The 12785-nt window shown below is 35.8% G+C and carries 10 protein-coding genes; 2 read left to right on the top strand and 8 right to left on the bottom strand.

Going from position 1 to position 12785, the window contains the following annotated elements; translation table 11 throughout:
• The first annotated feature begins 8 nt into the window (after positions 1-8).
• Positions 9-1841 (top strand): glutamine--fructose-6-phosphate transaminase (isomerizing), encoded by a 1833-nt coding sequence (glmS, locus tag HNR69_RS09090; protein WP_075294094.1) that lies wholly within the window; start codon positions 9-11, stop codon positions 1839-1841.
• A 71-nt stretch (positions 1842-1912) separates the two neighbouring features.
• On the opposite strand, the gene HNR69_RS09095 is transcribed toward glmS, so the two are convergent.
• Genes HNR69_RS09095 through metN form a run of 3 tightly spaced genes read right to left on the bottom strand, consistent with a single transcriptional unit; the run spans position 1913 to position 4495 of the window.
• Positions 1913-2743, bottom strand: coding sequence for a MetQ/NlpA family lipoprotein (locus HNR69_RS09095; RefSeq protein WP_075294095.1), 831 nt, complete (start codon positions 2741-2743; stop codon positions 1913-1915).
• Positions 2744-2778: 35 nt separating this feature from the next.
• Complete coding sequence (locus HNR69_RS09100; RefSeq protein ID WP_075294096.1) at positions 2779-3468, bottom strand: methionine ABC transporter permease; 690 nt, start codon at positions 3466-3468, stop codon at positions 2779-2781.
• Positions 3458-4495: a methionine ABC transporter ATP-binding protein MetN gene (gene metN, locus HNR69_RS09105; protein WP_075294097.1), complete on the bottom strand. Its 1038-nt coding sequence runs from the start codon at positions 4493-4495 to the stop codon at positions 3458-3460. The genes HNR69_RS09100 and metN overlap by 11 nt, the downstream gene beginning before the upstream one ends.
• Before the next feature lie 154 nt (positions 4496-4649).
• Between metN and gmhB the strand changes: the two genes are divergently transcribed.
• Entirely contained in the window at positions 4650-5204 is a 555-nt protein-coding gene (gene gmhB / locus HNR69_RS09110; RefSeq protein ID WP_012341404.1) for a D-glycero-beta-D-manno-heptose 1,7-bisphosphate 7-phosphatase, read from the top strand.
• A gap of 151 nt (positions 5205-5355) precedes the next feature.
• Here the strand turns inward: gmhB and HNR69_RS09115 are convergent, their stop codons facing one another.
• The 5 genes from HNR69_RS09115 to HNR69_RS09140 all read right to left on the bottom strand — a co-directional run bounded on the left by HNR69_RS09115 (position 5356) and on the right by HNR69_RS09140 (position 12452).
• A complete protein-coding gene (locus tag HNR69_RS09115) occupies positions 5356-6483 on the bottom strand; it encodes a restriction endonuclease subunit S (protein WP_305953803.1) in 1128 nt (375 codons plus the stop codon).
• Complete coding sequence (locus HNR69_RS09120) at positions 6480-8522, bottom strand: HsdM family class I SAM-dependent methyltransferase (RefSeq protein ID WP_075294099.1); 2043 nt, start codon at positions 8520-8522, stop codon at positions 6480-6482. Before HNR69_RS09120 ends, HNR69_RS09115 begins: the two co-directional genes overlap by 4 nt.
• Positions 8523-8778: 256 nt before the next feature.
• On the bottom strand, positions 8779-9921 hold the full coding sequence (locus HNR69_RS09130; protein WP_075294100.1) for a glycerate kinase: 1143 nt from the start codon (positions 9919-9921) through the stop codon (positions 8779-8781).
• Between the two features lie 25 nt (positions 9922-9946).
• Positions 9947-11206, bottom strand: a complete 1260-nt coding sequence (locus HNR69_RS09135) for a GntP family permease (protein ID WP_075294101.1) — start codon at positions 11204-11206, stop codon at positions 9947-9949.
• A gap of 127 nt (positions 11207-11333) precedes the next feature.
• Positions 11334-12452, bottom strand: coding sequence for a CdaR family transcriptional regulator (locus HNR69_RS09140; protein ID WP_075294102.1), 1119 nt, complete (start codon positions 12450-12452; stop codon positions 11334-11336).
• Positions 12453-12785: the final 333 nt, after the last annotated feature.

Here is a 12785-nt window from a genome sequence, read left to right on the forward strand (position 1 = left end):
AAGTAATTATGTGTGGAATTGTCGGTGCAGTGGCACAACGTGATGTGGCAAAAATTTTAATTGATGGATTATATCGTTTGGAATATCGAGGGTATGATTCTGCTGGTGTTGCAATATTAAATGAGCAACGTCATGTACAAATTGTACGCCGAGTCGGTAAGGTTCAGGCATTAGATGACGCAATTGAAAAGCAACAGTTATCTGGAGGAACGGGAATTGCACATACACGTTGGGCAACACATGGGGAGCCTTCAGAAATTAATGCTCACCCACATTGTTCGGGAAAAATTGTTGTTGTACATAATGGAATTATCGAAAATTACCAAGAATTACAAGAAGTTTTACAACAACGAGGGTACATTTTTCAATCTCAGACAGATACAGAAGTGATTGCTCATTTAGTCGAATGGGAATTGCGTAGTGCAAACACTTTACTGGAGGCGGTACAAAAAGCGATTGCTCAATTGCGAGGCGCTTATGGAACCGTTGTGATGAACCAAGATGAGCCGGAGCATTTGATTGTGGCCCGTTCCGGCAGTCCGTTAGTCATTGGGTTAGGTATAGGAGAAAATTTTTTAGCTTCGGATCCCCTTGCATTATTAAATGTAACACACCGTTTTATCTATCTCGAGGAGGGTGATGTTGCAGAAATTACATGCCACAGCGTGGATATTTTTGATTTTAATGGTAAACAAGTAGAGCGAGCAGTTCATAAGAATAATTTTGAGACAGATGTAATAGATAAGGGACCTTATCGCCACTATATGCAAAAAGAAATTTTTGAGCAACCGCAGGCAATCATGAATACTTTAGATGGGCGTATTTTAAATGGACAGGTTAATATTGAAGCTATTGCACCGAATGCAGAGGAAATTTTACGGCAAGTAGAACATATTCAAATTGTTGCTTGCGGTACTTCTTATAATGCGGGTATGGTTGCTCGTTATTGGTTTGAATCTATTGCGAGAGTGAGTTGTAATGTGGAAATTGCCTCTGAGTTTCGCTATCGTAAGTCTGTCACCAGACCAAATAGTTTATTTATTACGCTTTCTCAATCGGGTGAAACAGCTGATACATTAGCTGCATTGCGTTTAGCAAAACAATCCGGATATATGTCAGTCATGACTATTTGCAATATAGCCAGTTCATCACTTGTTAGAGAGTCTGATTTTGCCTTTATGACACGTGCAGGGGTTGAAATTGGAGTTGCCTCGACAAAAGCGTTTACAACACAATTAACTTGTTTACTCTTATTAAATGTAGCACTTGGTCGTATTAAAGGATCTATTAATGTAGAACAGGAACGTCATATCATTCAATCCTTGCAACGTTTACCTGCTCAAATTGAGAGTGCGTTGGTTTTTGATAAACAAATTCAAAAATTATCAGAAGATTTTGCAGAAAAGCACCATACTTTATTTTTAGGACGAGGTGAGTATTATCCGATAGCGATGGAATCTGCGTTAAAATTAAAAGAAATTTCTTATATTCATGCAGAGGCTTATGCCGCAGGTGAATTGAAACACGGACCTTTAGCATTAATTGACGGCGACATGCCGGTTATTGTTGTTGCACCGGAAAATGATTTGTTGGAAAAGGTGAAATCTAATATTGAAGAAGTGCGTGCTCGTGGCGGGCGATTATACATTTTTGCTGATCATGAGTTCGGTTTTAGTAATAGCGATAGTTTTAAAACGTTGGTATTACCAAAAGTTGATGCTATCACAGCACCAATTTTTTATACGGTACCTTTGCAATTGTTGTCTTACTATATTGCTTTAATTAAAGGCACTGATGTGGATCAACCCCGTAATTTGGCAAAAGCAGTTACAGTTGAATAAAAAATAGTAAAAGTGCGGTAAAATTTACCGCACTTTGGTTATTTGATTCAAGTTGCTACCGTAAACAGCTATTACCAGCCTTTTGCGACACCGTCTTTAAAGTGCTTATAAGCTTCTTGATAAACTTCCTCTGTTTGATAGGCTTTTACAAAGTTTTGTACTTCTACGCTGTCTTTATTATCTTTACGAGCAACAATAATATTAACGTATGGAGAATCTTTATCTTCAGTAAAGATACCATGTTCTGCACTGTTTAAACCGACTTGACCTGCGTAAGTATTATTGACAACAGCTAAAGCTACATCATCTAACGCACGAGCGGCAACAGAAGTATCTACTTCTTTAATCTCTAAATTTTTCGGATTTTCGATAATATCCAATGCAGTAGAGAATAAATTTGTATTATCTTTTAATTTAATTAATCCTTGTTTTTCTAATAAAATCAACGCACGAGCCAAATTGCTTGGATCGTTAGGTACAGCAACTATATCACCATCTTTTAATTCGCTGATATTCTTAATTTTTTTAGAATAGCCGGCAAGCGGATAAACAAAGGTGTTACCTACAATTTCTAAATTAGTGATATTTTTAGATTGTGTATCTTTATCTAAATAAGGTTTATGTTGCATCGCATTAATGTCTAAATCACCTTTTGATACCGCAGCGTTAGGTAACGCATAATCATTAAATACGACAAATTCCACTGCTAAGTTATATTTTTCTTTAGCAATTTGAGCTGCCTTTTCTGCCACTTGATGTTCAGGACCTGCCATTACGCCGACTTTAATTTTTGCCGGTTTGTTTTGATTTGCTACTGTTTCTGTTTTTTTATCATCGTTACAAGCTGTCAAGGCAACAGTTGAAGCAATGGCAATAGTTGCGAAAAGTTTGTTTAATTTCATAAGATTTCCTCTTAAATAGTTGTGTTTAAAATAAATTAGCGATGATCAACTTTTTTAGCTAAATCATCCCCTAGTTTTTGGCTAATAATAACAAATAACACGATGATAATGGTTGAAATCCAAGTGATGAATCCCATGCCACGATGTACTCCGTAGTTAATAGCTAAACTTCCTAAACCACCTCCGCCTTGGGTTCCAGCCATTGCAGTATAGCCAATTAGGGTTACAAAAGTTAATGTAATTCCATTGATAAGAGAGGGTAGAGCCTCAGGTAAATAGAATTTTGTAATAATTTGCCAATTGGTAGCACCCAATGCTTTTGCTGTTTCTGTCAGTCCGGTTGGAATTTCAAATAAGGCATTGCTGGTTAAGCGAGCAAAAAATGGAATTGCAGCGACACTTAAAGAAACAATAGCGGCATTAGTTCCTAATGAGGAGCCAACGATATAGCTTGTTACAGGAATTAAGATCAATAACAAAATAATATAGGGGATAGATCGACCTATATTAATAATGACATTGAAAATTTTATTAGCATTGCTATTTTCCAGAATTTGTTTTTTGCCCGTTAAAAAGGTTATGCAACCAATAGGTAAACCGATGAGGACTGCGATAAACGTTGACACAATCGTCATATAAACGGTTTCCCAAGTAGAAAGAGCAATTTTGCTCCACATTTCCGGCGTTAATTGTTGATTGAACGTAATTAGCAGATTATCCAACATAGCCTAATACCTCCACACGGACGTTATTTTCCATTAAATAAATTTTAGTTTGCGTGATGGCTTCTTCCTCACCTTCAACTTCGGCAATAACAAAGCCGAATTTTACCTCACCGGCGTAATCTATTTGTGAACTTAAAATACTGAGATCGACGCCAAATTGTTTAGATGCTTGAGATAATAACGGGGCATCAACGGAGCGACCGGTAAATTCAAATTTGATAATTGGGTAAGATTTTGCATGTTTTGGCGTTGCCGATAATTTTTCCATATATTCTTCCGGTAGATTAATATGGAAAGTTGAATGAATAAACTCTTGAGCAAGAAGGGTTTTCGGATTAGAGAAAATATCTCCGACAGAACCTTGTTCAATTAATTGCCCTTTATTAATTACCGCAACTTGATCGCAAATACGTTTCACCACATCCATTTCGTGTGTAATCAGTAAAATAGTGATACCTAAAGTGCGGTTAATTTCTTTTAATAATTTTAAAATAGATTGTGTTGTAGCCGGATCTAATGCACTGGTTGCTTCATCGCACAGCAATACCTTAGGACTGTTTGCAAGTGCACGAGCAATAGCAACACGCTGTTTTTGTCCGCCGGATAAATTTGCCGGATAGACATCTTTTTTATCGTATAGTCCTACTAAATTTAAAAGAGCGTCAACTTTTTGTTTAATTTGGGTTTTATCCGTTTTCTCTAGTTCTAGCGGCAGTGCAACGTTATCAAAGACTGTGCGTGAGCTTAATAAATTAAAGTGCTGAAAGATCATACCAATATGACGACGAGCATGAATTAACTCGTTATCTGAAAGTTGAGTTAAATCTGTATTATCTACAATGACAGAGCCTGAAGTTGGACGCTCCAATAAATTAATGCAGCGAATAAGAGTACTCTTTCCTGCTCCGGAGGCACCAATTACTCCACATATTTGTCCTTGAGGTACTTCAAGACTGACATTATCAAGTGCGGTCAGATTTTTGCCTGAAACATTGAACACTTTACTGATATTTTTTAGCTTAATCATATAAGCCCTTTTCTATATAGTTAAATTAAAATTAGCTTGTATTTTAGACGTCTAGATTGCTATGTCAATATTTATTGAATAGATTTTTATAAGGATTTATCAGTTATTGGCGATATAATAAAGAAACTTTGTTTTTCATAGAGGTATTATGTATATGAATAAAGCGATTTTTTTAGATCGAGACGGCACGTTAAATATCGATCACGGTTATGTGCATGAAATTGACAAATTCCAGTTTATAGCAGGAAGCATAGAAGCATTGAAACAACTTAAATCTATGGGATTTTTATTGGTTTTAGTCACAAATCAGTCCGGCATTGCAAGGGGGTATTTTTCTGAGGAACAATTTTTACAGCTCACTGAATGGATGGATTGGTCTCTTGCAGACAGAGGCGTTGATTTAGATGGTATTTACTATTGTCCTCATCACTTAGAAGGAATCGGGGAGTATAAACAAGATTGTGATTGTCGTAAGCCTAAAAATGGCATGCTACTGCAAGCAATAAAAGAATTAAACATTGATCCTGCAAGATCTTTTATGGTGGGAGATAAGAAAGAAGACCTTTTGGCGGGGAAAAGTGCGGGGATAAAAAAGAATATTTTGGTCAGAAGCGGTAAAGAAATCACCGATGACGGATTGTCTTTGGCTGATTATGTGTTAGATACTATTGCTGATTTACCCGAATTAATAAAAAAATTAAAATTTTAACCGCACTTTTTATTAAAAAATTAGGCTATGTCTTAAAATAAGATTGAATGATGAAATTCAGTTTTTTGCGTTCTGTTTGCATAATTGCTCATTCTGTATATACAGAAAGAGATAACATTTCTGCTATCTCTAATGCCTACAATCATATTTTTTAGTTTCTACCTACAACCTGTTTTGTTGCCTCTATTTTCTTATCTTTCCACATAACAACATCTTTTATAACAAGTTTTTGGACAGCAGAAATAAGAAGTTCCATATAGGAAAAGTCTATTTCGTTATTTTTTGTTGGCAGTTGGATTTTAAAATTATAACTCTGAGAGCTTCTAAGTTTTTTCCCATACGAGTATTTACCGGACAATGATTTTTCCATAGCCGTTGTAAAGTAAAGCATTGTTTCTTTAGAATATTGAACTTCATCATTCCAGTAAACCCCTGTATCATCTCCAGCACCAAAATCATAATTTCTATAAAAACTATTCCCAAAAATATCTATAGTAATAGAATTTTTAGAGAATAAAGCAACTGGATTAGAAATATATCCAACAACTCCCGTGTTAGTTATACCTGACATAACAAAAGGAATAGTACCAATAATTTGGTCATCCTTTTTCAATCGCCTACCTTGCTTGATGTTATTAAAAATATCCTTAAACTTATATTCATCAAACATAATATCGTTATAACTCTCTAACGCTTCTTTTTCCTCACTAGACAATTCATAATTGTCTAGTCTGCTTACCGTTAGGTAAGCGGAGAGTTCGCTTATTCGCTCCTCTTCGAGTTCGCTTATAAAGCTCTCCATAAATTCAAAATCTATTTTGTTGTCTTTTGTTGGGAGTTTAATTATATTATTCTTTAATGTTTCTTTTCTTGGATAGCCATTATATCCTCCATAAGGCAATTTATTAATTAAAGATCCCATAAATATTTTTTGACTATATGTTAGATTTGGCATTTTCATTACCAAAATATTATTAGCTAATAGAAATTCTCCTTTATGATATGTTACAGTTCCACTATATTCACCTCTTGTAGAAATTGTTAAACTATCTAAAAATTTATCTTCTTCATCATATAAATCATCTGTATAGTAATTAATCCCATTATTAACTGTAATTCCACTTATTACAGGTAAACTATTGTTTTTTTTATTTTCAAATCTATTTTTCCAATTTTTATTTTTCCCATAAACCCACAATTTATCTACATCAAACAAATCTCCAATTCTATACTCGCCCCACTGAACATTTTGGAGTTTTTCATTCAGTGAGGCATTTATTTTTTTAGGCGTTCATTCTCCTTATCTGTATTTTTAAGAAGAGTGGATACTTCCCAAGCAAGGTAATCGGCTACAGTTTTCTTAAAATCTTCAAGTGTTGGTCTTGTATCTATCGGTGCTGATTGATTCCAGTCTGAACCATTTAAAGGGTCAATATGACCTTCGTAATATTCTTTTTCTGTAAAGATGTTTAATTTTTGTTTTCCAAAACGCACAAGGTCTACCACTTCCTGATATCTTTCTTTTGCTCTGTCTGTATCTCTAAGATTTACACTTGCTTTTTTTCTGTTCGTTCTTGTGTAGCCATCATTTGAAAAATCGATAAACTTAACGACTTCATCTTTTTGATGAGATTCGCCTACTCTAAATACATAAATATTTGTTTGAACACTTGATTTTCCAACAAATAAATCGATGGGCATTTTAATACTTGCAAGTAGGGTATTGTTTTTTAGAATTTTTTTGTTTATTTCTGTTGCTTTGCCACTTCCTGCAGAGTTTTGAATGATGATTGCTGCATAGCCCTTGTTCATCATAGACAGGGCTTTTTCTACGAAAATCATTCCATTGCCCTCTGCTGAATAAGGCGGATTTAACACAAAAGCAGTAGCTGGAAATTTCTCATCTGTTTTACCAAATCCATATTTACCGTCAAAATCATGTAGTGAGTCTTTGTTTAAAATGTTTGAAGATCCATCTCCCATAAGTATCATATTTAAAATGGCAAGCATATAGATGTTGGATAGAACTTCTAAGCCTAAAAGCTGTTCTGCTTTTATCTTTAGTTGTTTTTGCTCTAGCTCAAGTGGTGATGTGATTTTTGCTTTTGCATCTATAATCATCTCGTTCATTGCAGCAACAAGTAGCCCCGCACTTCCCGTTGCAAAATCCCACACATAGCTGTCTTTATCAACTCTTGCAAGTTTTACTAAAAAAGTTGCTACATAAGATGGGGTTAAAACAACATCGTTTAATTTGTCTTGCGTAAAGCCGAGCCAAGAGTACATTTCATTAAAAAGCTTACCTGTAAAGTCTGTAGTTAAGCCTATTTTGTAGTAAATACCTAAATCGTCTACGATTTTTGAAAATATTCTTTTTAATTGGCTTTCTCCGTTTATTGGCTTATTAATATTTTCTGATAATAATGTATTTTTTAGTGTTCTTACGATAAGGTCTTGTTTTGTTTTTGGTAGGTTTTTCTTTTTTAAAAACGCTTCTATTTTTCTAACGATAATTTCGCCGTCTGTGTTTCCCTCTTCTATTGATGATTTTAGGTCAGACTTTTCTAGTGGACTTACCTCCCCCGGTATTCCTAGTGTTGCCATAATAGAAGCTGACACAAGATAGACTCTGTCGTTTTCACTAAGCCCTTTTTCATTTGCGTAAATATCATTGTTTAGCTTTACTAAACTTGCATTTATTTCTTTTTCACGTTTTTCTTTAAGTACTTCAAGCTCCTCAGCAGATAAAGAAAGTTCGTTTACTTTTTTAATAAAATCTGTAAAGTTTTCTTTTCTTAAAAATGAAAGGTCTGTGTATTTTCCTACTTCTTGCCCTATCCCAAAATTATCTTTTGATACATAGTAAACGCCAATAGAGTGTTCTATTTCCCCGTTTTCTTTTTTATATCCCGTAACGCCGATTGCTATTACATTTGTGTAGCTTGTGTAGTGAAGTATGGCATTGGCATAATGAACCGCTCCATTTACAGCATAGCTATTAATATTTTTGTAATTAGGCTCGTTTTTACTTGTTCTATTGTCAACTCTACCGTCAATGTCTAACTTTACTAATTTATCTTTATATCCTTTATATTCTATCAGTATTGGATAATAGTTAAGTGCCTCATCTTGCAATAAAAGTTTTGCATCCGGTCTATTTCCACCCGTTCCGCCACTTTTTGATTTATATTCATCAAGTGCCTTATCTATTTGTGCATTTAGACTTTCTTGTTCTAATTTATAATCCAGCCCATAACTTTTAAGCCACCCATTTACAAGGTCAACTATGTTTGGTTCTATAGATTGCATTTTAACCATTGTCTATTCTCCCTTTTCAACATATTCATCATCAAAAGAAAATCCATCGTTCGGCGTGCAGTCAAATGCCTTGAATATTCTCTCTAAATTTTTAAGCGTTATCGGTTTATTTTTCCCATTTTTGCCATAATATTGGTTGTTAAATCTGACATTGTTATAACATCAATTTTCCTTAAGCCTGTCAATCGTATTTTAGAATGCAACCAAAAATTATCTTAAAAACCCTTAATAATAAGGGCTTTGGGTGAGAGAGTTTTTAATGAGAACGTTGTACTAGCAAGTGCATTCTGGCGATATTTTGAGCGGTAGATTCTAGATTTTGTCTGCCTTGAGCCAAAATTTCAGGCAAACTGTCTAATTGACGAATAATGGGGAATACTGCATCAATGCCATGCTCATAGACTACTTCATAATCTTCCCGTAAGCAGCCTGTAATGGCTATAACAGGTTTATTTGCCAGTTTGGCAGTTTTTGCTACTCCAATAGGCGTTTTGCCGTGAATAGTTTGTGAATCCATTCTACCTTCTCCGGTAATGACCAAATCGGCATCCTTGATAATTTCTGCTAAATTTACTGTATCAATGACAATCTGCACACCGGATTTGAGTTGTACTTGAGGCAATAATAGCAATCCACCACCCATACCGCCTGCAGCACCCGATCCGGGACGCTCAGCAATCCGTTTTCCGCAATCTCGTTCTACAATACGGCTAAAATGCAGTAGAGCTTGGTCCAATTGTTGCACCATTTCCGGTGTTGCTCCTTTTTGTGGACCGAAAGTAGCAGAAGCACCTTTTTCACCATATAAAGGATTATTTACGTCGCAAGCTACATTAAATTGAACTTGTGTCAAACGTTGATCTAAATGTGCAGTGTCGATATGAGCGATTTGTTGCAGAGCTAGACCGCCAAAGCCGATTTCTTTTCCTTGAGCGTCTTTGAATTTGATACCCAAGGCTTGTAGCATACCGACACCACCGTCATTGGTTGCACTGCCACCGATACCCAAAATAATTTGGCTCACCCCTAGATTCAAGGCGGCGTTAATTAGTTCTCCTGTACCATAGCTTGTGGTGTAGTAAGGATTGCGTTTTTCTATCGGCACCAAATGTAAACCGGAAGCCGCCGCCATTTCAATAATTGCGATTTTTCCATCACCCGATATGGCAAATTCAGCTTGCGTTTTATTACCTAGAGGTGCGGTAACCTCTACAGAAATCAGTTTGCCTTGTAGTGCATCGGCAAGAGATTGGACTGTGCCTTCTCCTCCATCTGCCATGGGAACTTTTACATAATCTGCATTGGGGTAGATTTTTTTGAAACCATTTTCAATAGCTTGAGCCACTTCAAGTGCGGTTAAACTTTCTTTAAAAGAATCCGGTGCAATGACAATTTTCATTTTAGTTCTCCTTGATAGTGATTGATTAAAATAATTGCCATACACCAAAAATCAGAGTAGAGATAATTGTCATGATCAAACCTACTGCAGTTTCGTATGGGATTAGTTTTAACCGCTCTTTAATATCCATATTAACACTACCGCCGGTTGCATGAAAGAAAGAACCATGAGGCATATGATCGAAGACGGTTGCACCGGCATGAATCATTGCAGCCGCTGCGATACCGCTGACGCTCAGTTCAATTAAAGTTGCTCCGAACACTTGAGACGCTACAGCGGTTCCTGCTGTAGTGGAAGCTGTGGCTAATGACATTAATCCCCCGGAAATCGGTGCTAATAGATAAGAAGGTAGTCCGGACGCAGTTAACCCTTCAATTAAGAGTTCTTTTAATTCGGAATTAGCGATTACACCGGCTAATGTTCCGGTACCTAACAACATCACAGCAACAGGTGCCATTTTACCTAATCCTATCACTGCATATTGATTTAAGTAACGTGTTTTATTCATGCAAATTGTGCCTACAATACCGCCAAGAGGCAGTGCGATTAAAGGATCAATTTTTATGCCGAATAATGGGCGAAGGGCAAGTAAAATAATAGTAAAGAGCGGTGCAATAATTGCTGGCAAGAATTTTGGTAATTCGCCGGTGATCCCAACGATTTCTTTTTCACTTACTTTTGAGCCTTTATTCATTAGGCTTTTGGCTAGGAAATAGGTGATAATTAGACCAAAAACGGCAGGAATGATACCCGCTGTCATCACTGAAGTTAGAGGGATGTTGAAGGCATCTGATGCAGCGATAGCATTTGGGTTAGGAGACATAATATTACCTGCTTTACCACCCCCAATCATGGCTAACAAAATAGCCATTTTGGATAAATTGCTACGTTTTGCCAATGCCAGTGCAATGGGGGCAACTGTGATGACTGCAACGTCAATAAATACACCTACAGCCGTTAATAACATTGTGGCAAGAATGAGTGCCAACAATGATCTGGATTCACCCAGTTTTTTTACGATAGTATCGGCAATAGTACTTGCCGCACCGGATTCAATTAATACACCTGCCAGCACACCAGCGGCTAAAATCCTCATAACAGCGGTAGTGATACCTTGTGCTCCGCCTATCATCAGCGTAACTGTTTGGCTTAGATCCGCACCTCCGATTAAACCTCCCACAAGTGCACCAATAATCATGCCATAAGCAGGTGGGACTTTTTTCAAAATGAGTACAATTGCAGTAAAAAGGGCAATAATTGCCCCGAGAGCAGTTACAGTTATCATGATCGTTTCCTCATATATTAATAAAAAATCATGTTGTGTATTATTGAATGTATGAGGTTAAAAAATCTTCATACATAAATACAAAAATACCTGATAAATAGGATTATTTTTTGTATATTTATACAATTTATTGGTTTAGTAATGTGCTTAGGTAGAGTGTAAATTTTTCATCTATCTTATTGAAAGACAAGCCGGTTATTTTCTCAATCTTGCTTAGACGATACCTTAATGTATTGATATGAATAAATAATTGTTGTGAAGTGAGAGCAAGATCACAATTTGAAAAAAAATACTGTTGCAATGTTTTTTGTAACAGATGATTTTCGTCTTGTTGATATAAGGTATCAATAGGTTTTAATAACTCCTTACTTTGCCAAGTACTACGTAAGTTATCTAATAACGCAGGCAATTTATATTGATTAAAGAAATAGATGGATTTCTTAGGAAAATAAGTTTCCCCATAACGAAGGGTACTAAGTGCGGTCTGAAATGAAAGTGAAATGTTGCGATTATTTTCAACTTCGGAACCGATAGCCACTTTCAGCCCTTTTAATCCCGAAGGTAATAGATAAGGAGGAAATAATTTCTGTAATCCTTTTGTACCAAGTAAGGCTTGAAGTTCTTCAGTCGGTTGTATAAGTGCGATTTTATCATGCGATAAGATTGCGAAGTGGTTAATCGATTGTTCTAAATATCCAGCAAGCTTTTGAAGTTTCTCTGCTGTGGGGTGCAAAATTTGGATAATAATGACCGCACTTTTAGTATGTAGCGTTAGTCCGAAAAAAGCACTTTGTTTCTCAATTTCTGCCTCGTTGAGTTTACCTTTTAATAAACCTAGAACAAACTCTTCTTTATAACGTTTATCCCAACGTTCTTTTTCTAACAAAAAGTGTTGTTCAATCATCAATTCAGCAGTCATTTTAACCATTTCACCATAGGATCGAACAGTGTCGGGATCTCCGGAAATACCTACAACACCTAAAATTTCTCCCAAATAACTAATGGGAAGATTAATACCCGGTTGCACTTCAAATAACCATTTTTCAGCTAACTCCTGAGTTATTTCTATAGTTTGGTTGTGACGAATAGAGTATATGGCACCAATATGTCTTTGTTGCAAACGGTGAGGATTACTTGAGGCAATAATAATGCCGGTTTCATTCATCACATTGATAGGCTTATGTAGAACACGGTTTGTTCGTTGCACAATATTTTGAGCTAAAGAAACGCTTAATTTCATGTTCATAGCAGGACATTTACTGTAATTATCAATAGAGTGACTTTCATTTTATGAGAATTTTAGACAAGGTAAAAGTATAAAATTTCAGCAATTAAAATTTTTTTTAAAAAATTACTTGCATTGAAATATAAAATGCCTATAATGCACGGCACACAACGACACGCTGTTGTGAGATGTTAAGCAGTGTGTCGTTATTTTTTGTTCTTTAACAAACTATCAGACAAACTGTGTGGGCACTTGTGAAACTGTATTAATAAGAGATTAAAAGAGTAAGATAAGTGCTTAAACTAGAGAAATTCATAGAGAAAAGATGGATAAAATAGTCAGTATTTATTGAGC

It is taken from the genome of Histophilus somni (assembly GCF_014202395.1).
GTDB classification, from domain to species: Bacteria; Pseudomonadota; Gammaproteobacteria; order Enterobacterales; family Pasteurellaceae; genus Histophilus; species Histophilus somni.

Excerpts from the sequence above, each read along its gene's own strand:
- HNR69_RS09095 (WP_075294095.1), bottom strand. The coding sequence starts at position 2,743 with ATGAAATTAAACAAACTTTTCGCAACTATTGCCATTGCTTCAACTGTT.
- HNR69_RS09135 (WP_075294101.1), bottom strand. The coding sequence starts at position 11,206 with ATGATAACTGTAACTGCTCTCGGGGCAATTATTGCCCTTTTTACTGCA.
- HNR69_RS09120 (WP_075294099.1), bottom strand. The coding sequence starts at position 8,522 with ATGGTTAAAATGCAATCTATAGAACCAAACATAGTTGACCTTGTAAAT.
- HNR69_RS09100 (WP_075294096.1), bottom strand. The coding sequence starts at position 3,468 with ATGTTGGATAATCTGCTAATTACGTTCAATCAACAATTAACGCCGGAA.
- HNR69_RS09140 (WP_075294102.1), bottom strand. The coding sequence starts at position 12,452 with ATGAACATGAAATTAAGCGTTTCTTTAGCTCAAAATATTGTGCAACGA.
- metN (WP_075294097.1), bottom strand. The coding sequence starts at position 4,495 with ATGATTAAGCTAAAAAATATCAGTAAAGTGTTCAATGTTTCAGGCAAA.
- gmhB (WP_012341404.1), top strand. The coding sequence starts at position 4,650 with ATGAATAAAGCGATTTTTTTAGATCGAGACGGCACGTTAAATATCGAT.
- HNR69_RS09130 (WP_075294100.1), bottom strand. The coding sequence starts at position 9,921 with ATGAAAATTGTCATTGCACCGGATTCTTTTAAAGAAAGTTTAACCGCA.
- glmS (WP_075294094.1), top strand. The coding sequence starts at position 9 with ATGTGTGGAATTGTCGGTGCAGTGGCACAACGTGATGTGGCAAAAATT.